The 24,356-nt window shown below is 64.8% G+C and carries 23 protein-coding genes; 13 read left to right on the forward strand and 10 right to left on the reverse strand.

Translation table 11 applies throughout. The features are described from left to right. The first annotated feature begins 395 nt into the window (after window positions 1–395). On the forward strand, window positions 396–1,427 hold the full coding sequence (locus tag DJ75_RS00725; protein ID WP_094521964.1) for a transcription initiation factor IIB family protein: 1,032 nt from the start codon (window positions 396–398) through the stop codon (window positions 1,425–1,427). Between the two features lie 58 nt (window positions 1,428–1,485). Further along, complete coding sequence (locus DJ75_RS00730; RefSeq protein ID WP_094521965.1) at window positions 1,486–4,650, forward strand: ATP-dependent DNA helicase; 3,165 nt, start codon at window positions 1,486–1,488, stop codon at window positions 4,648–4,650. A gap of 217 nt (window positions 4,651–4,867) precedes the next feature. On the opposite strand, the gene DJ75_RS00735 is transcribed toward DJ75_RS00730, so the two are convergent. Together DJ75_RS00735 and DJ75_RS18005 are read right to left on the reverse strand one after the other, a co-directional pair. Continuing rightward, window positions 4,868–5,878 carry a tyrosine-type recombinase/integrase gene (locus DJ75_RS00735; RefSeq protein WP_094521966.1) on the reverse strand — a complete coding sequence of 337 codons (1,011 nt, stop codon included), beginning with the start codon at window positions 5,876–5,878 and terminating at the stop codon, window positions 4,868–4,870. Then, complete coding sequence (locus DJ75_RS18005; protein WP_141211945.1) at window positions 5,875–6,453, reverse strand: hypothetical protein; 579 nt, start codon at window positions 6,451–6,453, stop codon at window positions 5,875–5,877. Before DJ75_RS18005 ends, DJ75_RS00735 begins: the two co-directional genes overlap by 4 nt. Window positions 6,454–6,715: 262 nt before the next feature. Between DJ75_RS18005 and DJ75_RS00745 the strand changes: the two genes are divergently transcribed. After that, the gene (locus DJ75_RS00745) at window positions 6,716–7,483 is read left to right on the forward strand and encodes an Lrp/AsnC family transcriptional regulator (protein ID WP_094521968.1); all 768 of its coding nucleotides are present in this window, start codon (window positions 6,716–6,718) and stop codon (window positions 7,481–7,483) included. 39 nt (window positions 7,484–7,522) lie between these two features. Next, entirely contained in the window at window positions 7,523–8,230 is a 708-nt protein-coding gene (locus DJ75_RS00750) for a universal stress protein (RefSeq protein WP_094521969.1), read from the forward strand. A gap of 45 nt (window positions 8,231–8,275) precedes the next feature. Here DJ75_RS00750 and DJ75_RS00755 read toward each other — a convergent pair whose 3' ends face one another. Together DJ75_RS00755 and DJ75_RS00760 are read right to left on the reverse strand one after the other, a co-directional pair. Next, entirely contained in the window at window positions 8,276–9,658 is a 1,383-nt protein-coding gene (locus DJ75_RS00755; RefSeq protein WP_094521970.1) for an APC family permease, read from the reverse strand. A 129-nt stretch (window positions 9,659–9,787) separates the two neighbouring features. Continuing rightward, entirely contained in the window at window positions 9,788–10,582 is a 795-nt protein-coding gene (locus tag DJ75_RS00760; RefSeq protein WP_094521991.1) for a hypothetical protein, read from the reverse strand. 216 nt (window positions 10,583–10,798) lie between these two features. On the opposite strand from DJ75_RS00760, the gene DJ75_RS00765 reads away from it, so the two are divergent. The 3 genes from DJ75_RS00765 to DJ75_RS00775 all read left to right on the forward strand — a co-directional run bounded on the left by DJ75_RS00765 (window position 10,799) and on the right by DJ75_RS00775 (window position 14,369). Continuing rightward, the gene (locus DJ75_RS00765) at window positions 10,799–11,959 is read left to right on the forward strand and encodes a tRNA (guanine(26)-N(2))-dimethyltransferase (protein WP_094521971.1); all 1,161 of its coding nucleotides are present in this window, start codon (window positions 10,799–10,801) and stop codon (window positions 11,957–11,959) included. Window positions 11,960–12,029: 70 nt separating this feature from the next. Continuing rightward, complete coding sequence (locus tag DJ75_RS00770) at window positions 12,030–13,343, forward strand: YihY/virulence factor BrkB family protein (RefSeq protein ID WP_094521972.1); 1,314 nt, start codon at window positions 12,030–12,032, stop codon at window positions 13,341–13,343. Between the two features lie 15 nt (window positions 13,344–13,358). Beyond that, window positions 13,359–14,369: a phosphatase PAP2 family protein gene (locus DJ75_RS00775; RefSeq protein WP_094521973.1), complete on the forward strand. Its 1,011-nt coding sequence runs from the start codon at window positions 13,359–13,361 to the stop codon at window positions 14,367–14,369. Between the two features lie 38 nt (window positions 14,370–14,407). Here the strand turns inward: DJ75_RS00775 and glnA are convergent, their stop codons facing one another. After that, window positions 14,408–15,775: a type I glutamate--ammonia ligase gene (gene glnA / locus DJ75_RS00780; protein WP_094521974.1), complete on the reverse strand. Its 1,368-nt coding sequence runs from the start codon at window positions 15,773–15,775 to the stop codon at window positions 14,408–14,410. Window positions 15,776–15,901: 126 nt separating this feature from the next. Between glnA and lrp the strand changes: the two genes are divergently transcribed. Further along, a complete protein-coding gene (lrp, locus tag DJ75_RS00785) occupies window positions 15,902–16,363 on the forward strand; it encodes an HTH-type transcriptional regulator Lrp (protein WP_094521975.1) in 462 nt (153 codons plus the stop codon). A gap of 31 nt (window positions 16,364–16,394) precedes the next feature. On the opposite strand, the gene DJ75_RS00790 is transcribed toward lrp, so the two are convergent. Together DJ75_RS00790 and gap are read right to left on the reverse strand one after the other, a co-directional pair. Further along, window positions 16,395–17,618: a phosphoglycerate kinase gene (locus DJ75_RS00790; RefSeq protein ID WP_094521976.1), complete on the reverse strand. Its 1,224-nt coding sequence runs from the start codon at window positions 17,616–17,618 to the stop codon at window positions 16,395–16,397. A 114-nt stretch (window positions 17,619–17,732) separates the two neighbouring features. Next, window positions 17,733–18,785 carry a type I glyceraldehyde-3-phosphate dehydrogenase gene (gene gap / locus DJ75_RS00795; protein WP_094521977.1) on the reverse strand — a complete coding sequence of 351 codons (1,053 nt, stop codon included), beginning with the start codon at window positions 18,783–18,785 and terminating at the stop codon, window positions 17,733–17,735. Window positions 18,786–18,992: 207 nt separating this feature from the next. Between gap and DJ75_RS00800 the strand changes: the two genes are divergently transcribed. Continuing rightward, the gene (locus DJ75_RS00800) at window positions 18,993–19,370 is read left to right on the forward strand and encodes an Hsp20/alpha crystallin family protein (RefSeq protein ID WP_094521978.1); all 378 of its coding nucleotides are present in this window, start codon (window positions 18,993–18,995) and stop codon (window positions 19,368–19,370) included. A gap of 21 nt (window positions 19,371–19,391) precedes the next feature. Here DJ75_RS00800 and DJ75_RS00805 read toward each other — a convergent pair whose 3' ends face one another. Both DJ75_RS00805 and eif1A read right to left on the reverse strand, forming a co-directional pair. Continuing rightward, on the reverse strand, window positions 19,392–20,306 hold the full coding sequence (locus tag DJ75_RS00805; RefSeq protein ID WP_094521979.1) for a RimK family alpha-L-glutamate ligase: 915 nt from the start codon (window positions 20,304–20,306) through the stop codon (window positions 19,392–19,394). 148 nt (window positions 20,307–20,454) lie between these two features. Continuing rightward, window positions 20,455–20,745 carry a translation initiation factor eIF-1A gene (gene eif1A, locus DJ75_RS00810; protein ID WP_094521980.1) on the reverse strand — a complete coding sequence of 97 codons (291 nt, stop codon included), beginning with the start codon at window positions 20,743–20,745 and terminating at the stop codon, window positions 20,455–20,457. A gap of 92 nt (window positions 20,746–20,837) precedes the next feature. Between eif1A and DJ75_RS00815 the strand changes: the two genes are divergently transcribed. Next, window positions 20,838–21,017, forward strand: coding sequence for a hypothetical protein (locus tag DJ75_RS00815; protein WP_094521981.1), 180 nt, complete (start codon window positions 20,838–20,840; stop codon window positions 21,015–21,017). A gap of 92 nt (window positions 21,018–21,109) precedes the next feature. Further along, window positions 21,110–21,355, forward strand: a complete 246-nt coding sequence (locus DJ75_RS00820; protein WP_094521982.1) for a hypothetical protein — start codon at window positions 21,110–21,112, stop codon at window positions 21,353–21,355. Between the two features lie 35 nt (window positions 21,356–21,390). On the opposite strand, the gene DJ75_RS00825 is transcribed toward DJ75_RS00820, so the two are convergent. Further along, window positions 21,391–23,094: a cryptochrome/photolyase family protein gene (locus tag DJ75_RS00825; protein WP_094521983.1), complete on the reverse strand. Its 1,704-nt coding sequence runs from the start codon at window positions 23,092–23,094 to the stop codon at window positions 21,391–21,393. Between the two features lie 101 nt (window positions 23,095–23,195). On the opposite strand from DJ75_RS00825, the gene DJ75_RS00830 reads away from it, so the two are divergent. Both DJ75_RS00830 and DJ75_RS00835 read left to right on the forward strand, forming a co-directional pair. Continuing rightward, entirely contained in the window at window positions 23,196–23,393 is a 198-nt protein-coding gene (locus tag DJ75_RS00830; RefSeq protein ID WP_094521984.1) for a hypothetical protein, read from the forward strand. A gap of 64 nt (window positions 23,394–23,457) precedes the next feature. Beyond that, window positions 23,458–24,356: aldo/keto reductase (locus DJ75_RS00835; protein WP_094521985.1), on the forward strand; the 899-nt coding region annotated here is incomplete at its 3' end.

The following is a 24,356-nucleotide window of genomic DNA, read 5'->3' on the forward strand; positions in this document are numbered from 1 at the left end:
TAAGAGTTGTGCGGCGTGCATACGAGCGTAGATCAAAGCAAACCGTAATGAAACGTATCTTAGCATCTATTGTTTCTCTTTGAAACCAGCGTGTTTTGATTGTACCAGTCGTGACCGGATCTGCTAGTAACCTCTGAAATTGTGATTGGGAACAGATGATTATTAGGCCATCTCCGATGGCCGTCGTGTGATTAGGCAGTGATGTAGATGCAAGACGATGGTTATAGCGGCTCACTGAGACCGTAGTAGCAGCAGATCACGGCAACTGACGCAGAAATTCCTCTGAAAGAGAGTAGGAGAATAATAATAACTCTGTATCGGCGGCGGTAGGCTTTTAATGTGTCTCACTGTACACGAGATTGCAATGACCTACAGCCGCACGATGGAGGTAGCTGATGAGTAGAACCGGGGCCCTGCAAACCAAGGCCGAAATGCCGGCTAAAACTTCCCAGCGCGCCGGTCAAAAAACAAGTGAAAACGGGCATATCAAAGCGTGTCCCGAGTGTGAGGGAGGAATTATCACTCAGGGGTCAGAGTACATCTGTGAGGAATGCGGCCTCGTAGTTCGAGAGACAACTATTGACCGTGGCCCGGAGTGGAGAGCAAGTTCAGCTGCCGAGCAAGATGAACGAGCACGTTGTGGTCCACCGGTCACAGATACACTCCACGACAAGGGACTCACAACAGAGATAGACTGGCGGAATAAAGACGCTAAGGGGAACTATCTCAATGAGCGTCAGCGCCGCCAAGCGCGTAAAAATCGACGAGCTCAGCGTTATAGTAAAACATCTCAGAGTAAAGAGAAAAGCCACCGAGACGGGCTCGGCGAGATCTCACGGATGTGTTCAGCACTCGGCGTCAAGCAGCCTGTAAAAAAATGCGCCTGTAGCCTGTACAAGCAGTGCGTTGACGGGGAGATCCTCCCGGGCTGGTCGATAGAAGACGTGTCAACCGCCGCTCTCAATATCGCCCTCGACCAATGCCGTCAGTCGCGTGATATTGTGGATGTTCTATCCGTTTCGCAAGCTCCGAAAACAAAAGTGCTGCGCGCCCAGAAACAGATACTTGGTGAATTTGACATTTGGGATTCGGTAGTCCCCAACGAGGATGAACTCCGGAAAGAGATAGTCCAGCACATTCGCCGGCTCAGCTCCGATTGTGAAGCATCCTCGGAGGTTGAACAAGCCACTATCGATTTGCTTGACGAGGTTGATTATGCACAACTTGGGGACGGTCGAAAGCCAATGAGCCACGCGGCAGCCCTACTGTTCGAGACAGGTCGGCTGTTGGGTGCGCCTGATGCACCGACTCAGCAGGAGATCGAAGACGCTGGGGGACCGTGTAAAAAGACGATTCGAACAACCGGAAATACGCTTCTCGATAGTATCGACCAAGAGACACAAAACACCATCGCGAAACGCGACTGACTATCGCGTCGGCGGTCAGTGGGCTCGGCCGCCCTGACGAGCGAGCCCTCAAACAGTTATGTCCAGTGATAACTATACGCAGAACGGCGGACAGGAAGTCTCCGAATCGGGGACGTGGAGCATCGAGCAGTTCATTACAGCATACGAGGCGGTCATGCGGGAGCGGACCGATCGCGAGGATTGGTCCTTTAATGAAAGCCAGCGGGCAGCCATCACGGCGCCGGACGCCCCTCTACAGGTAACCGCTGGGCCCGGGTCGGGTAAGTCTGAGGTCAGCGTCGCACGGGCGCTCAAATGGATCCTCGTAGACGGAGTCGACCCACGTGGAATCGTGCTCACCACCTACACGAAGAAGGCGGCACAGAGTCTTGAACAGCGGCTCGTTGATCGCCTCTCGGGATTGGGGATCGGCGACGCTGTTGACGTAAGCGAGGTATGGGTCGGAACGAGCCATGCGGTGTGGGATGATATTATGCGGGAATTCCGCTGGGAAGAGTACCTCGACGTCGAGCTTCTTGACGAGGACGCCCAGAAGTTCTTTATCCGGCGCGAGAGCGACTTCGTAGATTACCTCGCCAACGGTGGCATCCACTCATTCGACGGGCTGGTTGGAACGAGTGACGTGTGGTACACGTCCGGGAACGGCTGTAGAAAAGTATTCGCAGCGAATGCGGCGACGACTCTCTTCAACCGAGTCGGGCAGTACTGCGTCGACCTCGACACACTCGCGACCGCGGACGACCCGGGGCTACGTAAACTCGCAGCCGCCCGTGAAGAGTATACAGAATCGCTCGCGGAGGCCGCACGGTGTGACTTCACCACCGTACAGGAGCGGTTCTTAGAGTTCCTTGTGAGTTCCGCTGGTCAACGGTTCCTCGAGGGAGATGATGAGCGAGGTGTTCCCCCTCTAACGCACGTGCTTGTTGACGAATACCAAGACGTCAACCCCCTGCAGGAGAAGATCTACCTCACGCTCGCAGCGACGATGGACAAGCCGAGCATCACTGTGGTTGGCGACGACGACCAATCGCTGTACCGCTTCCGGGGCGCGACGGTAGATTCGCTCATCGAGTTCCCGGAGCGGGTAGCACGGAAACTATCAGTTGATGAGGATTCCGTCGAAACGACACAGTTGCGACGCAACTACCGATCGCGACCCGGGATCGTCAGGTGGATCAATCGTTTCATCGGTCAACACCCTGTGATGCAGGGCATAGGCGCGCGTGCGCCCGGAAAAGAGCCAATGCGACCCGTTCGTCCAGACACGGACGCAGAGGCAGTAACCGCACTCACCGATCGCGACGAGGCGGCACTGGCGAATCGGTTTGCTGACACCGTCGTTGAACTTCACGAGTCCGGATATATTGACGATTATAGCGACATCGCACTGCTCACCCACAGCACGATGGAGTCACGCAGAGGCAACGCGACACTCGTCGGACGCTGTGTCAATGAACTTCGCAGCCGCGGTGTCCCTGTGCACAACCCCCGCAACAAGGCATTCATGGATGAAGACGATGTGCAGGTCATCCTCGCGTCATTGATCAAGTGTCTTGACCCGGGACTGGAGGTGTTTGAGGACCGCATTGGCGACAATCTTGATCAGGTCCACGATTGGTTCTCCACGTTCAATCGTGTTGTCCCGGCGGACGGTGACCTCCGTGACACTGTCGACGAGTACGCAGAGCGCGTGCGGCAGACAGATCCGGGTGAGTCGCTCGGTTTCGGACTCCTAGAACTGTTCTACGCAATCCGTGGGTGTGATCCGATCTCCTCTTGGACAGAGGGGTCGGACCGAACCCCAATGCGTACCCGGCGGATTGGTAAGGTCACTGCACTGCTAGAGTCATTCGAGGGCATCGCACCGGGGACACTCTCCTCGCGGGAGATCATCCGAACCACCCACGATGACTACGACGCTGCATCGACACAGTTTCTGATGTCGCTGTACTGGGAGTTCTGCGATTACGTGACCAAGGCGAACCTCGACGATCCTGAGGATCTCCACGACCAGCTGCCTAATGGACATGTTCAAGTGATGACCGTCCACCAAGCCAAAGGTCTAGAGTTCCCCGTCACATTCGTTGGTAGTATAGACTGGGAGACCGATGCCGGGGCAGCCCACTGGACCGAGGACACTCTCGGACCGTACGGCGAACGTCGTGCAACCTCGTCAGCTGACGTTCGGGCTGCGCGCGATCTCGTCAGACAATTCTACGTGGCGCACAGCCGTGCGAGCGAGCACTTGGTGCTGCTAGGCACTCGCGATGAGTTCGACACTTCCGGTGGGATCGTCCCCTCGTTGGGACAACAAACGGATGGGACAACGATGGGACTGGACTGGTTCGCTCCCGACAGGATAGTTCGTGATGCTGACGACATTGCGGACCCATCAACGCCGATAGGCCCTGCGTCAGCGGGCGATCCGAAACGCGAGTATAGTGTCGTTGGTGACTGGCTTGCGTTCCGACGATGCCAGCGTCAGTATGGTTACCTCGTCGAGTACGACTACGCGACGCCGCAGGCAACGCAGTTGTTCGCCGGGCTCGTCGTTCACCGGACGCTTGACCGCGCGCACCGTCATTTCCGTGGCGATCTTGATGGCGCAATAGCGGGTGAAGTCCCCAGTAAAGAAACCCTGCGGGAGTACTTCGATGAGTCAGCGACCGCGTTGCGCGAGCAGCGCATCCTTCCGGTCGGTGCCGCCGTTGAGGATACCATCTTTGATCATATCGAACGATTCAACCGGACTGTCGGGCCAGATCTGTACCCTCGAGTTACAGACACGGAACGTAAACTCCGCTATGATACCCAATCAGCTGTACTCAACGGCGTGGTAGATGTCATAGTTGAGGACAACACCGTCACCTTGTGCGACTACAAGGCTGCCAAGCGACCGGATGACGACGACGATCTGCTTGCGGACTATCGTCGACAGCTCAAAGCGTACGCCGCGCTGTACCGCCGCTCGGAAGGTGAACTGCCCGATGAGGGCGTGATATACTTCATCAACGAGGATGATCCCGAACGAGAGCGCCTAACCATCTCTTTTGACGATGACGGCGTTGAGGACACACTAGATGCATTCGACGACACAGTCGAAGAGATTCAAACAACCCGAGAGATGGACTCATGGGGAGAGATCGACGATGCTGACGCACCTGATGAAAAGACCTGCGTTGAGTGCCCCGTAAATAGCGACTGTGACGTGTACACACCATAGCCGCTAGACCGTTAGTTCGATATGGACGGTAGCGTTTAGATAATCTTCTATGCGAACGTGGGATTCATTCGGCACTTTATTTCTCTAAAATATACGGCATTCAGACTCTAGTGAATAAGATACTGAATCGAAACTCGTAGTGATCAAAGCCGCTACAACCACAGAGAATCTTCAAAAATGTCGTATAGCTGAACTTGCTTCTCATGGAATCACGAGTTTAGTTCCATGGCCGCTGCATCGCCTGACGAATCGCACGATCATCATCATCAACATATTTGAGCGTCGTCTCGATATCATCATGGCCAAGAATCTTCTGTAGATGGTGGACCTTCGTATCAAGTTTGTTAGCATGGTACGTCGCCATACTATGTCGCAGAGTGTGCCCGGTAACCTTCCACCTCTTTTTCCCTGCTTCATCAACGTAGAGCACTTCGTTGATACCTGCGTTCTTCGCTGCTTCTTTGACGATCCGAGATACGTGAGAGGATCGCATCTGAGGACTCTGATGTGTTAGAAACAGGTATTCGGACTCGCCACCGTGCGGACCGATCACATCGCGTCCACCCTGATCAAGCCACTGAGCAAATAACGGTTTCAGACGCTGGGGGTACCAGACTGGGCGGAACTCATTAGTTTTCTTATCGAAGATCTTGATCTTGTGCTCGTCATGATCAATATCGATGATTCGAATACGGACAATCTCCGAGCATCGAAGACCTGTGTACCAGAGCAATTTGATTAGCAATTCGTTTCGAGCCCGTGGGCCCGGAAGATTCTCTTCTTTCCACAATAACTCAACCTTCTTCCGTGGTATCGAAATATAATCTTCCTCTTGTCGGAGCGCGCGCGCCTGTCTCGTCGCCCCGTTGACAATTCCGTAATCCTCTCTCACCAAACTCTCAGTGAAGTTCTGTTCAATGACCTCCTTTCGACTCATCCAATGGTAGAGTTGCTGGACGCCGTCGAACTTGCCACCAGCTGTCGCACCGCCTTCATACTGTCCAGAGACAAACTCGTAATAGTCATCTACGTCTACTTTACTCGCTTCGTCGATCGGTTTGCCATGTCGATCGCGGAACCATCGAGTGTAGGTAACTGCAGAACTGGTCCACGTTTGAGCAGACCCGTCAGGACGGGTTTGATACATCGATCGTTCGAATCGAGAGAGTAACTCCGCGTTCCGTTCGCAGAACTCGTCAGTATACTTCTCGTTGATCTGGTAGCTCATTCTTTGAGACGGTAGTAACGCTCTTCTCGATCTTTACTATCGGTGTAATCAACGTCCACTTCAACGACGTGTACGGTTTCCATTTCCTTGATGAGTTTGTCTAGTGCACGGTGGACCGTATACTCATCATGGCCTTCTGCTTGGAGGTTCTTTTCCAACAGCCAACTTGGGCCAATTTCGGTAATACGCTCGTCAATGGTTTCACTCTCTGGCACGCGATTTCGGATCTCTTCTTCGGAATCGACCTCCGGAATCTTGTCCAGAATCAGAGTAGCGATCTCCATGATCTCATCGTCATCTCTCACAAGTTCAAACGTATCGAGTGAGATGTCTTTGACGTCTGTCAGCTCTTCACGGATATCGTCCATACGCTCATGAACTTCTGAGAGGTCGACAGTTACCGAATTAGCAGACCGTGGTGGTTGAGAATCGGACTCGCTACGCAGTTCAGATTCAACCGCGGCTACAACGAGATGAGTCAGATCTTTGTACTCGTTCGATGCGGCTACACTCTCTTTCCATTCTTGTTTCCTCTCTTCGGTGACTCGGATATGGATCTGTGCGTCGCGTCCCATACCGGTAGTGGTCATCCCGGTCACTTAGTTCTGTGTATACACTGTATATAATCAGCCTAAAGATGCGTCAGATGTTCGGCAACGAGTAACGGCGCTTTCCCGCGGTCGGTCTCTTATTACGGTCGCCGTTCTCTCGGTAGCGGCCGCCCCGTCCCGCGACGGTCGCGTGAGTAAGCCATATCACACTCTGGCGGCTACGTTACGGTATGAAGAGCGCTCGACGGCACGGTCCGGTTTCGACCGGCACGGGGGACGATCCGCCGTGAGTCATCACCTCGACGACATCGACCGGCAGATCATCCACGCGCTGATGTCGGACGCCCGGAACACCTCTGCGCCGATGATCGCGGACGGCATGAACGTCTCGGCGGGAACGGTCCGGAACCGGATCGAGCGCCTCGAAGAGGCGGGCGTGATCCGCGGCTACACGGCCATCGTCGACTTCGAGCAGGCCGGCGGCCGACTCACCTCGGTGTTCATGTGTACCGTCCCCGCCGACGAGCGGGAACGCTTGGCGCTCGCGGCCCGGTCCATTCCGGGCGTGATCAACGTTCGCGTGCTGATGGCGGGCCGTCGGGACCTGCAGGTGGTCGCGGTCGGCGAGGAGACGAGCGACCTCCGTGAGATCGCGCGCGCGCTCTCGGGGCTCGAAATTCGGATCGAAGACGAGGAACTGCTCCAGACGGAGCTACACACCCCGTACTCGCGGTTCCTCTCCGACGACTCCAAACGGTCCGTGGTCACCGACACCGTCACGCTCGCGGACGGCAGCGCCGTGATCGAGGTCTGCGTCACCGACGACGCGCCGATCGTGGATCACTCTCCGTCGGAGGCGAAGGCTAACGGCATTCTGTCGAGCGACGCCATCGTGACTTCGATCGAGCGCGACGGATCGATCATCCACCCGGTCGACGACACGACGATCCGGCCGGACGACGTGGTGACCGTGCTACCGAAGGAGTCGTCCGAGGGAGACATCCTCGACGCGTTCCTCGTCGACGAGGACGAGACACCGTCGGCGATGTCGTGAGTCTCCCCGTTTATTATTCTGGGTCCGCAACGGGGAGGCATGGCAGACACGATCCTCGTTCCGCTCGAACTCCCTGACCCCGAGCCCCTGTCGCCGGTGCTGATCGAGGACCTGTCCTCGCTCTCGGTCGTCATCCTCGGCCACTACGACCTCCCCGAGCAGACGCCGGCCAGTTCGGCGCGCGAGCAGTTCGGCGAGGCCGCGCAGGCGACGCTCGACGAGGTCGCGGGCGCGTTTGCGGACGCCGGCGCGTCCGTCCGGACGCGGTTGGTATTCGGGAAGGACCGGGCGGCCGCGATCCAGCAGGTCGCGGCCGAGGAGGGGTGCGTCGCCGAGCTCGACCCCGCTCCGACCGAGGGGATCGGACGGATCCTCGTGCCGCTGCCGGACGTCGCCGAGCTCGACCGACTTCCGAGGTTCATCCGGGTCCTGAGCGAGGACTCGACGCAGCGTATCACCCTGTTCCACGTCGTCGAAGGCGGACAGTCTCGCGAGGACGGGGAGGCCGTCGTCGCGGAGACCCGCGAGCGCCTGATCGGGGACGGGTTCGACGCCGACGCGGTCGACACGCTGGTCGTCGACGGCGACGAGCACGACGAGGAGATCCTCCGGACCGCGGCCGAGTACGACGCGGTCGTGATGTACGAGCCGGAGTCCAGGCTCGGCGACCGCATCTTCGGCACGCTGGCGGACCGGATCGCGAACGAAACCGGCGATCCGGTGATCTTGGTCAACAGGGACTACTGACCCAGTCTCGGGCGGCGTCCCGACCGGTCGTCCTCAGTCGCTCGCTCACTTCGGTTCCGTCGAGGCGATGCCGTCGTCTTCCTCGCCGCGACGGGCCCGGAGGATCGTCCCGATCGCTCCGGTTCGGTCCGTCCTGGGCCGTCCGTACGCGAAGTAGACGAGGGCGCTCCCGAAGATGATCGCGACCGCGCCGAGAATGGGGACGGTCCCCATCTGCGTGAGCAGGGCGATACCGGCGACGAACCCGAACAATTGGACGAACGGGTAGCCGGGTGCGGTGAACTCGGGCTGATACGCCGGCAGGTCGGCCTCCCGGAACGCGATCAGCGAGACGTTGATGATCGAGAAGACGAGGATCTGGAACGCGCTCGCCAGCTTCGCCAGCTCGATCACCGGGACGAACGCGATGAGCAGAACCAACACGAGCCCGGTGAGGAGCACGGAGTTCCGCGGGGTCTTGAACCGCGAGTCGATGGTCTGGAGCGCGGGCGGGAGGAGGTCGTCGCGGCTCATCGCGAGCGGGAATCGCGAGGAGGAGAGCACGCCGGCGTTCGCCATGCTCGTGAGCGCGACGACGGCGATCACGGAGATGAACAGCACGCCGGCGCCGCCGAGGAGCGCGCCCGCGCCGTCCGCCATCGGCGTGAGCGACGCCGTCCCGCCGGGTCCGCCCGTTTTCAGCACGTTCGGGTCGCTCAGGCCGATGATCGCGCCGACGACCGCGATGTACAGGACCGTCATGACGGCCATGGAACCGAGCATCGCGCGCGGGAGGTTCTTCCCGGGGTCTTTCACTTCCTCGGCGACGCTCGCGATCTTCGTGACGCCCGCGTACGAGACGAAGACGAAGGCGGCGGCCGTGATGACGCCCCGGTTCCCGTCGGTGCTGAACGGCGTGTACTTCGCGGCGTCGATCGCGAAGCCGGCGTTGACGACGTACGCGAGCAGTCCCGCGACGACCAGCGTGACGATGACCGCTTGTATCCCACCGCTCATCTTCGTCCCTGAGACGTTCAGAGCGACGACCAGCACCGCCAGCGCCAGCGCGACGTACACCACCGCGCCCTGCGAGAGCGGCGCGAACAGCAGCAGGTACGCGCCGAGTCCGACGAGCGCGAACGAACTCTTGAACACCAGCGAGAACCACGCCCCGACCCCGGCGATCGTCCCGAACAACGGGCCGAGCGCCCGGTCGATGTAGAGGTACGTCCCCCCGGACTCCGGCATCGCCGTCGCCATCTCGGCCTTCGACAACGCGGCCGGCAACACGACGAGCGCGGCCAGCACGTAAGCGAGGATCACCGCCGGCCCGGCCTTCTTGTATCCCAGAGCCGGCAGCACGAAGATCCCGCTCCCGATCATCGCACCCATGCTGATCATCATCGTCGGGTACAACCCGAGACTCCGATCCAAGTCGTGCTGGCCCATGCTTATACTACCAATAACGGGCGTCACGGTTTATTGCCTTCGGATTGCTCAATAAAGACGGTTCTAAATTACGCATTCAGAAGGAGGGTAGGGGAGGGGGGTGTCGTTCAGTCGCTCTGTCGGTCGGGGCTACGAGTCGCCGCGTCGATAGTCGACGTCGTCGCCGTCCTGATCCTCGGCGGTTTCGTCGATCTTTTCGTCGCCTGTTTCTTCGACCTTTTCTTCGACGGTCTCTTCGACCTTTTCGTCGACGGTTTCTTCGACGGTCTCTTCGACTTTCTCGCCGACGGCCTTCTCGACGGTTTCTTCGACCTTTTCGCCGACGGTCTCCTCGACGGTCTCTTCGACCTTTTCGCCGACAGTCTTCTCGACCGTCTCGCCCACCGTTTCCTCGACTTTCCCCGTTACCTCCTCGCTGACGGTGTCGCTGACGTCGTCTGCGACCTCGCTGACCTCCTTGTTGACGGTGTCACCGACGGTCTTCTCGACGGTCTCTTCGACCTTTTCGCCGACGGTCTTCTCGACCTCCTTGCCGACGGTCTCGCCGACGCTCTTTTCGATCTCCTTGCTGACGGTGTCGCCGACGGTCTTCTCGACCTCCTTACTGACGGTGTCGCCGACGGTCTTTTCCACCTCTTTATTGACGGTGTCGCCGACGGTCTTCTCCACCTCTTTATTGACGGTGTCGCCGACGCTCTTCTCCACCTCTTTGCCGACCTGATCGGCGACCTCCCGCGTCATCCAGTCGGGATCGAACCGGGCCATCTTCCAGACGACGTGGACCACGTAGGAGGCGAACACCCCGATCCCGAACGCGACGCCGATGTCGTTGACGTTCAGCGTGGCGATGAGGACGATCGACAGGACGATCAGTGCGCCGTACGCGAGGTCGGTGAGCGCGTCGACGCGGGCCGGACTCACCATCCACGATCCGCCTCCGCGGTCGCGTCGCAGTCGCACGTCGGACGGCCGTCCGGGTCTCGGTTGAACGTAGCGTACATCAGTGTGTCTACGTATCCGCGTGGCGGGCTAAAAGCCCCGCTTCACGGCGGCGGCGGCGTTTGGAGGGAAGCGAGAACCCCGATCGCGGGGTCACCGGTGGAGCGCGGTCCTTTTGTGCGGGATGGCCGAACCCGAGGTATGGACATCGAGGAGGGCGGTCTCACCGTCTCCGTTCCCGAGGCCCGCGACGGGGCTAGCGAGGGTACCGGCGGCGGGGTCTTCTTCAACCCGACCCAGGAGCTGAACCGCGACGTCACGGTCGCGGTGCTGCGCGCGTACCGCGAGCGGGAGCCGCGCGCGGCCTCGTACCTCGACGCGATGGCCGCCTCGGGGATCCGGGGGGTCCGCGCCGCCGCGGAGGGGTACGACGTCACCTGTGCCGACGTTGACCCGGACGCGGTCGACCTCGCGGCCGAGAACCTCGCCGCCAACGACCTCGACGGGGAGGCGGTTCACCGCGACGTCAACGCGCTGCTGTACGAGAACGTCTTCGACGTCGTCGACCTCGACCCGTACGGGACGCCGATACCCTTCGCGGACGCCGCGCTCGCGAACGCCCGCAACCTCGTCTGCGTCACGGCGACCGACACCGCGCCGCTGTGCGGCGCGCACCTCAACAGCGGGATCCGGAAGTACGGCGCCGTGCCGAGGAACACCGACTACCACCCGGAGATGGGGCTCCGGACGCTGATCTCCGCGTTGGTGCGGACGGCGGCGCGCTACGACAAGGCGGCCTGCCCGATCGTCTCGCACGTCTCGCGCCACTACGCGCGGACCTACCTCGAACTGGAGTCCGGCGCCCGGGCGGCCGACGCCTGTATCGACGACCTCGGCTACGTCGACCACTGCGAGGACTGCCTCTGGCGCGAGCCGACCCGCGGCCTGATCGCCGATCCCGCCGAGACCTGCCCCGTCTGCGGGAGCGACCGCGTGCTCACGGCCGGACCGCTGTGGCTGGGAGCCGTCGCCGACGCCGACTTCGCCCGCGCGGTCCGGCGCCGCGTCACCGACGACATGGGCGAGGCGAAGCGCGCCCGGAAACTGCTCGGGACGGTCGCCCGCGAGATCGACACCCCCACGCACTACGACCAGCACCGGCTGTACAAGGAGTGGGGCGAGCCCGCCATCGGCATGGAGGCGTTCGTCGACCGGCTGCGGGGGGCCGGCCACGAGGCCAGCCGCGCCCACTACCGCGGCACCGCGGTCAAGAGCACGGCGTCGATCCCCGAGATGCGGGCGGCGGTTCTGGGGGACGGGGCCGACGACGCGGCCGACGCGGACGGCGACGCCGCGAGCTGACTCGCCCGGTCGCTTTCGGGTCTCGGCGGCATCCCCCTCGCTTTTGTCGCCATCGGCCGAACCGGAGAGCGTGCCCAGACACTCGACCGCCTTCGGTACGGTCCGAGGCGTCATCGACGTCGCGATCGACCGACAGGTGACGTTCCTCGCCGCCGCGATCGCCTACTACGCGTTCGTCTCGCTGATCCCCGCGCTCCTGCTGCTCGTGGTCGTCGCGACCGCCGTCTTCGGCGAGGTGATCGCCAACGAGTTGGTCGCGAGCGCCGGGGATTTCCTTACGCCCGCCGGTCAGGAGGCCGTCACCGGTGCGATCTCCTCCGCGGGCGGACGGACCGGTGCGAGCGTGCTCGGCGTCGCGGTGCTACTCTGGTCGACGCTGAAGGTGTTCCGCGGCCTCGATACGGCGTTCGCCGAGCTGTACGGCATCAAGGAGCCGCCGGATTTCGCCAAACAGCTCACCGACGCCGCCTCGGTCGTCCTCGCGGTCGGCGTCGGTATCGGCGTGATGTTCGTCGTCGGCGCGACCATCGCGGCCGTCGACGCGGTCCCGGCGGTAGAGGTGGCCGGCATCTTCGCGTTGCCCGGCTTTCTCGCCATCGTCTTCCTCCCGATGTACTACCTGCTTCCCCAGCCCCGCATCGGGATCCGGGAGGCGCTGCCCGGCGCAGTCGTCGCCGCGGTCGGCTGGACGCTGCTGCAGGCCGGTTTTCAGGTGTACGCCGCGAGCGCCGGGCAGTTTCAGGTGTACGGCGTCATCGGCGGCGTTCTCCTGCTCGTCACGTGGCTCTACCTCGCCGCCGTCGTCGTCGTGGTCGGCGGGGTGGTCAACGTCGTGCTGGCCGGTCGAGACGGGGCGCCCCCTGCGAGCGGCGCCGGCCTCGGACGCGGATCGGCCGCGATCGACCACGCCGCGGACCGGCAGTTACAACACGACCGCGACCGACCCACGGGTATGAACGGCGAGTCGGACGGCGCGGGCGACGCCGGCGACGAGGGACGGCCGGCGGGCGCGCCGGACGTGGCGGCGCTTCAAGAGGAAGTCGGGCGACTGCGGGCGGAGTTCGACGAGTTCGAGGACGACGTCGAGCGGCGCACCGTCGACAAGCCCGCGGTGGAGTCGGAGCTGAAACGCTACGTCCGGTCCCGGATGCGACGCGGCCACGCCCGCGGCTGGGGACCGTATCTCGTGCTGCTGTACGGGACGGTGCTGATACTCGGCGCGTTCTCCTTTCTCGACGGGCTCTACGCCATCGCGGCGATGCTCATCCTCGGCCTGTCGACGCTCGGACTGTACACCCTCTTCATCATCGTCGGCATCGGTCTCAACCTGCTCGAAACGCCCGGGAAGGCGCTCGACTACGCCCGCGACCGGGGCGACGACTGAAGTGAGTAGTCGGCCATGACCGGACTCGTCTCCGCGGAGCGCGGGCTCGGCGAGGCCGCCCTCGTCGACGCGCTCCCCGAGATAGTCGTCGTCGTCTTCGCGGCCGTCACCCACCTCGCGGACCCGTGGTTCCTCTTCGGGCTGTTGGCGGTCGGCTACTGGTTCGCGGGCGATCGGCTCGCGGCCTCGCCGCGCCGCGCCGGCGCGACCGCCATCGCCGCGGTCACCTGTGCGTACGCCGCCGTCGCACTCGGCAAGGCGTGGTTCGCTGTCCCCCGACCCCCGGGCGCGATGGGACCGGCCGACGTGCCGACGTGGCTCCCCGGCCTGCTCGTCGGGTGGTACGAGGCGCAGGTGCTCTCCGACGGCTTCGGCTTCCCGAGCGGCCACGCCACCGGCGGCGCGGCGGCGTACCTCGCGCTGGCGCTGGTGTACGACCGCGCGTCGACCGACGGGAGGCGCCTGCTCGCGGCCGTTGCCATCGCCGTCGCCGTCGCCGCCTCCCGGGTGGTAATCGAAGTACACTACCTCGTCGACGTGCTCGCCGGCCTCCTCCTCGGCGCGGTCGTCGTCGCCGTCGCGCTGTGGCTCGCCGGTGACCCTCGGTTCCGCGGCGGTCCGTCCTCGGTGAGTCGCGAGCCGACCGCCGAGCTTGACCCCACCCCGGCGTTCCTGTTGGCCGCGGTCGTTTCGCTCGCGGCGGTCGGCGTCGCGCTCGCCGACGGAAACGCCGAGGAGGTCGTCGAGGCGGGCATCGGCATCGCTACCGGGATCGGGGGCGCGGCGGGCTGGCGGCTCGTCACCGGGGACGAACCGGCGGTTCCGGTCCGGATCGCGGTCCCGGCGCTCGCCGTCACCGGCGCGCTCTGGGTCGGCGCGTACGCGCTCGCCGACTCGCTCGTCGTCACGCTGGCCGCGACGACCGCGGCGGTCGTCGCCGTCGTCGCCGTCCCGGCGCTGCCGGCGCGACTCGGCGCGGTCCGGCCGGACCGTAACGCGAGCGACTGGTCGAACGAGAACAACTGAAAGAGAACGGAGATCCGAAGCGGCGGACGCCGGCTATCTCAGAACGTCTCGAGGTACCGGTCCTCCTCCCACTGCGACACTTGGGTGAGGTACTCGCTGAACTCCTGAGACTTCGCCTCGGCGAACTTCTCGGAGGTGTGCGGGCCGAGCGCCTCCTGGAGCACCTCGTCCGTCTCCAGCTCCTCGACGGCGGAGCCGAGGTTCGGCGGCAGCGTATCGATGCCGTACTCCTGACGCTTCTCGTCGTCGAACTCGTAGATGTCCTCGCGGACCGGGTCGCCCGGGTCCGCGTCGGTCTTGATCCCGTCGAGCCCGGCGGCGATGAGCGACGCCATCCCGAGGTAGGGGTTACAGGACGGGTCGGGGCTGCGGACCTCGAAGCGCGCGGAGACGCCCGCCGCGTCCGGGACGCGGACGAGCGCCGAGCGGTTCGTGTCGGACCAGGCGACGTAGATCGGCGCCTCGTAGCCGGGCACCAGGCGCTTGTAGGAGTTCACGGTCGGGTTCGTCACGGCCGTGAACGCCTTCGCGTGGTTCAGGATACCGCCCATGAACTGGTAGGCGGTCTCGCTCAGGTTGAACTCGTCGTCGTCGTCGGCGAAGGCGTTGCCGTCCTCGTCGAACAGCGAGATGTGGCTGTGCATCCCCGAGCCGTTGATATCGGCGATCGGCTTGGGCATGAACGTCGCGTGGAGGTCGTGCTGCTCGGCGACCGCGCGGACGACGGCGCGGAACGTCGCGATGTTGTCCGCGGTCGTGAGCGCGTCGGCGTACTTGAAGTTGATCTCGTGTTGGCCCTCGGCGACCTCGTGGTGGGAGGCCTCGATCTCGAATCCCATCTCCTCTAACGTGAAGATGATCTCCTTGCGCACGTCGGACGCGAGGTCCTTCGGCGCGAGGTCGAAGTAGCCGCCGTTGTCGTGGGGGATCGTCGTCGCGTTGCCGTCGTCGTCCTTCTCGAACAGGAAGAACTCCGGCTCGGGACCGATGGAGACGGAGTACCCCATCTCCTCGGCCTCGGCGAGGACGCTCTTCAGCACCTGACGCGGGCCGCCGACGAACGGCTCGCCGTCGGTGTCGACGATGTCGCAGATGAGCCGGGCGGCGGCGGAGCCGTTCTCGTCGCGCCGCCACGGGAGTACCGCGAACGTGTCGGGGTCGGGAACGAGCCGCATGTCCGACTCCTGGATCCGAACGAACCCCTCGATCGAGGAGCCGTCGAAGTAGATCCCCTCGGTGAACGCCTTCTCCGCTTGGTGGGCCGGCACGGAGACGTTCTTCACGACCCCGAGGATGTCGGTGAACTGGAGCCGCAGGAAGTCGACGTTTTTCTCATCGATCTCGTCGAGTACCGCCTGTTCTTCGGCCGTGAGGCCGCCGTCTGGTTTCGCGTGTTCGTCCGTCATGTTCTGGACGCTTCGTTAGTTATCTGCCAGTATAAAGGCCTTATCGCTTGGTGCATGAACCGCCAGTCCGGCAATACTGCTGGACGTTCGTAAAATTATAAACCCCCGAACGCATGGTTAGGTGTGATGACGTACGAAAACCTCGACGCCAAACTCGTCAACTCCCTTCTCAGCAACGGCCGCGCGAGCCTCCGGAGCCTCGGAGACGAGCTCGACGTGTCAGTGACGACCGTCTCGAACCACCTCCGAGATCTCGAAGACGAGGGCGTGATCCGGGGGTACACACCCATCGTCGACTACGACAAACTCGGCTACGACGTGACCGCCGTGCTCCAGCTGAAGGTCGAAGGAAGCGCGCTCCCCGACGTCACGGAGAAGCTCCGCCAGGAGAAACAGATGGTGAGCGTCTACGAGGTCACGGGCGACTACGACGTGATCGCCATCGGCAAGTTCACCGACACGGACGGGATGAACGACCAGATCAAGTCGATCCTCACCGACGCCGACATCCGCGAGTCGAACACGAGCGTCGTGCTCAACGCGGTGACGGAGAACGAGCAGTTCGACCTCGACCTCAACGAGGAGTAGTTCGACCGCGAGGGCGGAACCCCGGCCCGCCCTACTGCCGCTCGGCCGCCGCCTCCAGGACCTCCACGGCCGGCAGCGGCTCGCCCGTCAGCGCGCGGATGTACGCCCCGCCCGCGATGGAGACGTGCGAGAAGTCGGCCTCGTTCAGGCCGTACATCTCGATGGCGCGCGACGTGTCCCCGCCGCCGACGACGGAGAAGCAGTCGGTCTCGGCGATGGCTTCGAGCACGCCCACGGTGCCGTCGGCGAACCGCTCGTCCTCGAAGACGCCGAGCGCCCCCTTCACGAACACCGCGCCGGACTCGCGGATGAGCGGCTCGTAGGCCGCGACCGTCTCCGACCCCACGTCGAGGTACCCCGCGGTCTTCTCGTCGATCTCGTCGACGGCGACCTCCGCGCGGTCGCCGTCCGGCCCCTCGTACGCGAGGTCCGTCGCGAGGTGGATCGCGTCTCCGCGCTCGTCGAGCACCGACTCGATCAGCTCGCGGTTCCCCTCCCACTGCTCGTCGAAGAGGTCCATCCCTCCCACGTCGCGCCCGACCGGGTGGCCCGCGGCGCGCAAGAAGAGCTCGCCGGCGACGCCGCCCAGGAGGAACCGGTCGACGCGGTCGTCTAAGGCGTCCATCACGCCGATCACGTCGGTCGCCTTCGTCCCGCCGACGACCATCGTCACCGGCCCGTCGAACTCGCGGGTCGCGATGGCGGTGTTGGCCTCGTACTCCGTCTCCATCACCCGCCCGGCGTACGCGGGGAGCGCGAGCGGGAAGCCGACCAGCGAGGCGTGCAACCGATGCGCCGCGGAGTACGCGTCGTTGACGTACGCGTCGAAGCGCGGCGCGAGCGTCCGAACGAACTCGGTCTCGGCCTTCTCCTCGGGCGATTCTTCGGGGAGTTCGTCGTCGCACATCCGGGTGTTCTCCAGCAGGAGGGCCTCGCCCGCGTCGAGATCATCGATCGCGTCCAGCGCCGTCTCCCCGTACGTGTCCGCGACGAAGGCGACGTCGCGGCCGACGTGCTCGGTGAGGATCGCGGCGTGGCCCGACAGCGACGTGAAGTCGTCGCGGCCGGGGCGCCCCTGGTGGGCCATACAGACGACGCGGTGGCCCGCCTCGGCGAGTTCGCGGACCGTCTCCGCGTGGCGCCCGAAGCGGCGGTTGTCCTGCGGTTCTCCGTCCTCGATCGGCGAGTTGAGGTCGAGCCGAACGAGGACGCGCGAGTCTGCCGGGAGGTCGTCGATGGTGTCGAAGGCGGGCATGGGTGAACGGTCGTCGATGAGATATTTAAGCGGTGGTCCTTCGGGGCAACGTCGCCGCCGGGGCTATTCCGTGGGACGCGCGGCGTCTTTGGAGAGAGGCGGGACGTTTGCCGCTTACGCCTCGTCGCGGACGTACGCGGCCATGTCGAGCATCCGGTTCGAGAAGCCGTACTCGTTGTCGTACCAGGTGAGGATCTTCAGGAGCTTCCCGCCGGCGATGACGTTCGTCGACCCGAGGTCGACGTAGCTGGAGAACGGGAGCCCGACGATGTCGCTGGAGACGACCTCGTCGTCGGTGTAGCCCAGCACGCCCGCGAGCGGGCCGGAGTCGGCGGCGTCGCGGAAGGCCGCGTTGACCTCCTCCGCGGTGACGGTCTCGTCGAGGCTGACGACGAACTCGGTGATCGAGCCGCTCGCGACCGGGACGCGCATCGCCATCCCGTCGATCTTCCCCTCCAACTGCGGGAGGACCTGCTGCGCCGCGCCGGCCGCGCCCGTCGAGGTCGGCACGATGTTCTCGGCGGCCGCGCGCCCGCGGCGCGTCTTCGCCTTCGGGCCGTCGATGAGGGCCTGCGAGCCGGTGTACGCGTGGACGGTGGTGAGGGTGCCGGCGTCGATGCCGAACTCCGCGTCGAGCACCTTCGCGACCGGCGTGATGGAGTTCGTCGTACAGGAGGCGTTCGATATCACGTCGTCCCCGTCGTACTCGTCGTGGTTGACGCCGTAGACGAGCTGTTTGACCGGTTTCTCGCCCTTCGGCGGCGCCGAGATGATCACGGTGTCCGCGCCGCCGTCGAGGTGCGCGCTCGCGTCCTCGCGCGTCCGGAAGACGCCCGTGCACTCTAAGGCGACGTCGACGTCGAGCTCGTCCCACGGGAGGTCCGCGGGGTCCTGCACGTTGTACAGCGGGACCGAGGTGCCGCCGATGGTCAGCGAGTCGCCCTCGCGTTCGACGCCGTCGAGCCGGCCCATGACGGTGTCGTACTTCGCGAGGTACGCCATGTCGTCGAAGTCCATCACGTCGTTGACGCCGGCGAGCTCGATCCGCGGCGACTCCAGCACCGCGCGGAACACGTTCCGCCCGATGCGACCGAACCCGTTGAGTCCGACTCGCACGACCTCGTCATCGCTCACGTCTTCGGCCGCAGTGAGATATGATTTACTCATATCCGAAAAAGCCGAGCCGCAGATACTTAAATCCGACCGAGTCGGCCTGAGATAGTCACTATCGTTCGATTTCGTTACGTACGGTGTCGATCCCCAGTCTCGATTCCGGCCGCTGACGCCGGGTCGGCCCGCGCGCGGCGCCGGTCCGTGCCGGCCAATACGGCGGCCGACAGAAGGCTTATCGGGGTCACCGCCTTCACATGAGATATGGATAGAGACGACCGTGACGATCCGTTCGGAGACTTCTTCGAGGAGATCGAACGGATGATGAACGAGATGGCGGGCGGCGAACCGGGCACCGAGGACGCCGGCTTCGGATCGGCGACGCACGTCGACGCGTACGCCACCGACGACGGTGTGCGGCTCGTCGCCGACCTCCCGGCCGTCTCGAAGGAGGAGCTCTCACTGCAGTGCGACGGCGAGGCGCTCACCATCTCGGCGGCTTCGGACCGGCGGGAGTACGACGAGACCGTCGACCTCCCGGTCCCCGTCGACGAGCACTCGGCGAACGCGACGTTCAACAACGGCGTCCTCGAGGTCACGTTCGACCGCGACGACGACTCCGCGTCGATCGACCTCGAATAGCGGGTCGCCGCGGTCTCCCGGTCAGTTCTCTCCCGCCGCCGTCCGCTTGACGAGCCCCGCGAGCCGGTCGTAGAAGCCGGGCTCGTACTTCGTCGCCGCGTCCACCGTCGGGCGCGCGTTCGTCTCGTTGACGACGAGCCGGTCGTCGGTCTCGAGCAGGTCGACGCCGAGGTAGTCGATCCCGAGGACGTCGGCGGTCCGCTCGGCCAGCTCCCGGGCGCGCTCGGGGAGGTCGACCCCGGTCGCCTCGGCTCCGCGGTGGACGTTGTGCTTCCACCGGCCCCGCTCTCTGGCGTCCGCGGGGAGCTCCCGCCGCACCGCGCCGGCGTAGGCGCCGTCGACCACCATCGCCCGGTAGTCGCGGGCGTCGGGGAGGAACTCCTGGATCAGGTAGGACTTGTCGCCGGTCGCGCGGTAGTCGTGGACGAGGTTCAGGTAGTCGACGACCCCCAACAGGGAGTCGAGGTCGCCGGCGGTCGCGACGCCGACGCCCCGGGTCGCGGAGTTCGGCTTGACGACGACGGGGTACGAGAACGACGAGACCGCCTCGGTGACGATCGCCTCGTCGACGGGGTTCGACACCAGCGTCGTCCGCGGCGTCGGGAGCCCCGCGTCGTCGAGCGCGGCGAGCGCGCCCGCCTTGTTCCGCGAGGCGAGGACGGCGTCCCGGCCGTTCACCCACGGCACCGACAGCCGCGCGTCGACCACGGCCCCCTCCATCAGCCGCGAGGGGTAGACGAAGCCGACGTCGAAGCCGTCGAACTCCTCGGCGCCGTCCCCTTCGATCCCGCTCTGGCCCCCGTCGCCCTCTCCGCCCGCGACGCGGAGCGACCGCTCTTTCGCCTGTACGTGTTCGACGGCGACGCCGCGGTCCGCGAGCGGCTCCCGCACCCGGTCGAACGTCTCCGCGTCGGTCGTCATCGCGAGCCGGAGCATACGCTCGCTCGGGGCCGTTCGGACTTAAGAACCGTGCGGCGGGCGCCGGTCGCTCGTCGCCGCCGCGGCGCGCCGGTGCCGACGGCTCCGCGGCCGGCGCCGCAGTTACGCGGCCGACGGCTCGCTTCGCGGTCGACCCGCGCTCGCGCTACTGCAGGTGGCCTTCCTCGCGGAGCTGCTCCGCCTCGCTCTTCTCGTAGCGCCACGCGATGTCGCCCTTCTCGTCTTGCCAGTCCCACGGCTCGACGAGGACGATGTCGTCCTCGCGGATCCAGACGCGCTTCTGCATCCGCCCGGGAATACGCGCGGTCCGCTCTTTCCCGTCCGCACAGCGGACCCGGACCCGGTTCGCGCCGAGCATCTCGACGACCTCCGCGAACACCTCGTCCTCGTCGGGCATCCGGAGGTCGTTTCGACCGTCGCCGTCTCCGTTGCTCATGCGTACGCGGTGATACGCGCTCCCGGAAATAAAAGGGCCGCTCTCCTCGCGGAAGCGCCCTTTTTAAACGCCGGCGGCGGCGATCGGCGGGTATGCGCGACACGCTCGGATCCACCGGTATCGTCGGCGTCCTCCTCGTCCTCCTCTCGGTCGGGCTGTTGACCGCCTACGACCCCGTCGTCGGCGGCGGGATCGCCCTCCTGTTGGCGGGGCTCGGACTGATCGCGAAGGGCGTCGCCGACTCGGCGATGCGAATGTTCGGACTCAAGTGACCGCAGTCAGGCGATCGGCGCCCGCGTCTCGGGTCGCCGCCGCCTCGCGACGCTCCCGAAAGAATGATATTCAGCGGCCACGGCGTGCCGGTATGGTCGAACTGCCCGCGGTCGCGGTCGAACTGGCTGAGCTCATCGCGGTCGTCGTCGGGGCCGGCGCGGCCTCGACGATCGGCGTCGTCCTCGAACGGTTCGGACTCTCGGCGGCCTCCGGCGGCGACCTCGTGCTCGCCGCGTGGGCGATCGGGATGGGACTGCTCGCGCTGTACGTCGGCGTCGTCGGACTCGGCTACGAACAGGCGCTTCCCCGCCTGCAGCGGCTCGCAGGCGGCGAGTAGCGCCGACGCGACGTCGCGGCGACCTCCCGCTCCGCCTACAGCTCTCCGTTCGCCGCCAGCTCTCGGACCGCGGCCGCCCGCTCGCGGATCGCGGCCCACTCCTCGTCGTCCTTGCCGTCGACGTGCGAGTACATCAGTCCCATCCGCCCCGTCCCGCGGAGCGTCTCCTCGTTCTCCTTCAGGAAGTCCCAGTAGAGGGCGTTGAACGGACACGCGCCCTCGCCCGTCGTCCGGGAGACGGCGTACGGACACGACGCGCAGTGGTCGCTCATCCGGTTCACGTAGCTCCCCGAGGAGGCGTACGGCTTCGAGGAGAGCACGTCGGTGCCGAACGACCCCATCGCGACGACGTTCGGCGTCGTCACCCAGTGGTACGCGTCGACGAAGCCGAGGTGGAACCACTCGTTCAGCTCGGCGGGGTCGGCCCCGTAGATCAGCGCGAAGTTCGAGAGCAGCATCAGCCGCTCGATGTGGTGGGCGTACCCGTGCTCGCGGACGTGGCCGACGGCCTCCGACAGGCAGGTCATGTCGGTGTCGCCGTCCCAGTACGCCGGCGGGAGCTCCCGGGTCTGGTCCAACTGGTTCGCCGCCGCCAGCTCCGGCATCGCCTCGCGGTAGACGTGCCGCATGAACTCCCGCCAGCCGATCACCTGCCTGACGAACCCCTCGGCCGCGTTGAGCGGGACCGGCGGGCGGTCGGGGTCGTCGCCCTCGCTCCCCGCACCGCCGGCGCGTCCCTCGCCCCCCGCGGCGAACGCGTCGAGCGTCGTCCCCGAGCCGCCGCCCGCCGCGGGGTCGTCGTCGGGGTCGTACTCTCCGGGTTCGACCCCGCGCCGCTCGTAGGCGGCCTCCACCGCCCGGACCGGTTCGCGCGGGTCGAGGAGCCCGAGGTTGATCGGCACCGAGAGCAGGGAGTGGGAGAGGAACGGCTCGCCCGTCACCATCGCGTCCTCGTACCGCCCGAACGACGGCAGCCGCTCCCGAACGAACGCGTCGAGCGCGGCTCGGGCCTCTTCCCGGGTGACCGGCCACGCGAACCCGTCCAGCGCCTCCTCGCCCCACGTGTCGAACCGGTCGCGGACCCACGCGTGCGTCTCGCGGGTGAGCTCGTCGGGCTCGAACCGCGGCCGCTCCGGCGGCTCCCAGTCGTCCGGCGGCGTCTCTTGGTTCAGGTCGTCGTAGTTCCACTCGCCGCCGACCGGCTCGTCGCCGTCCATCAGCACGCCCGTCTCGCGGCGGACGTGGCGGTACCAGCTCTCCTGTCGGTACGTGCGCTCGGCGGTCCCGTCGTCGGCGAGCAGGGACCCGTCCTCCCACCCTCCCTCCGGTCCGGTGGCCCACTCGCGCCAGTCGCTCGGCGTCGTCCAGAACAGCTCGTTGTCGAGCAGTTCCAACGACCCGCCTCGCTCGGCGACGAGCCCGCGGAGGCGCTCGCCCGCGCCGTGGCTCGCGGGGCGCATCAGCCGGATATCGGGATCGGACCGATCGGCCAGGAACTCGTCGAGGCCCTCGCCGAACGACTCCGCCCGTAGGTACGTCACGTCGTGACCGCGCTCGCGGAGCTCGTCACGGAAGTGGCGCATCGTGGAGAAGACGAGCGTCAGCTTGTGGGTGTGGTACGGCTTCCGATCGGCGAAGCCGTGCGCCTCGATCAACAGCACCTCGTCGGCGTCGTTGAGCGCGTCGAGCTCCGGGTTGAGCTGGTCGCCGAGCAGCCACTGAATCGGTCGGTCGCCCATGAACTACCTCACGGGCGCGGTCGACGTAGGTCTGTGGGCCGGACGGTCGGGGCCGAGCCACAACACCCTCCTTTTTACTCGCCCTCGACGAGGGGAGAGCCGTGGACGAAATACTCACAAACTGGCTCCTCGGTCTGATCGCCGCCCTCCTCGCCGTGCTCGTTCTCGACTCGACCGGACAGCCGTTCCTCGACACTCTCGCCCCGGTCGCGAACGTGCTCGCGCTCGTGACGTTTCTGGCGTTCGTGATCCTGACGGGCGCGTTCCTCGTGTACACCGCGTCGTTCCGCAACGAGTAGATCGCCCCCGCGGCGATCTCACCCGCGCGGATACCTTTTTACTCCGCGTCTGTCTGGTCGCCGTATGGAGTACACCACGCTCGGCGACACCGGCACGACCGTGTCGAAGATCTGTCTCGGCTGCATGAGCTTCGGCGACCCGGACTGGCGCGAGTGGGTCCTCGACGAGGAGGAGGGGAAAGCGATCGTCGAACGCGCCATCGAACTCGGGGTGACCTTCTTCGACACCGCCAACATGTACTCGAACGGCGAGTCGGAGCGCGTCCTCGGCGAGGCGCTGGAGGGCCACCGCGAGGAGACGGTCGTCGCGACGAAGGGGTACTTCCAGATGGACGAGTCGAACCCGAACTCGGGCGGGCTCTCTCGGAAGGCGATCGAACAGGAGCTACAGCACAGCCTCGACCGGCTCGGGATGGACACGATCGACCTCTATCAGATCCACCGCTGGGACGACGACACACCGATCGAGGAGACGCTGGCGGCGCTCGACGACGCCGTCCGGCGCGGCGACGTGCGGTACATCGGCGCCTCCTCGATGTGGGCCCACCAGTTCGCCGAGGCGTTACACGCGAGCGACCGCGAGGGGTACGAACGCTTCGCGACGATGCAGAACCACTACAACCTCGCGTACCGCGAGGAGGAGCGCGAGATGCTGCCACTCTGCGAGAAGGAGGGGATCGGCGTGATGCCGTGGAGCCCGCTCGCGCGCGGCTACCTCACCCGACCGCACGAGTCGGTCGACGCCACGCTCCGCGGAGAGACGGAAGAGCACCTCTACGAGCACCCCTACCGCGAGGGCGGCGGTCCGTCGGTCAACGAGCGCGTCGCGGAGCTCGCCGACGAGAAGGGGGTGAAGATGGCGCAGATCGCGCTGGCGTGGCTGTTCCGCAAGGAGTGGGTCGACACTCCCATCGTCGGAACGACCAGCGTCGAACACCTGGAAGACGCGGTCGAGGCCCTCGA

The organism is Halorubrum sp. Eb13 (assembly GCF_002252895.1).
GTDB lineage: Archaea > Halobacteriota > Halobacteria > Halobacteriales > Haloferacaceae > Halorubrum.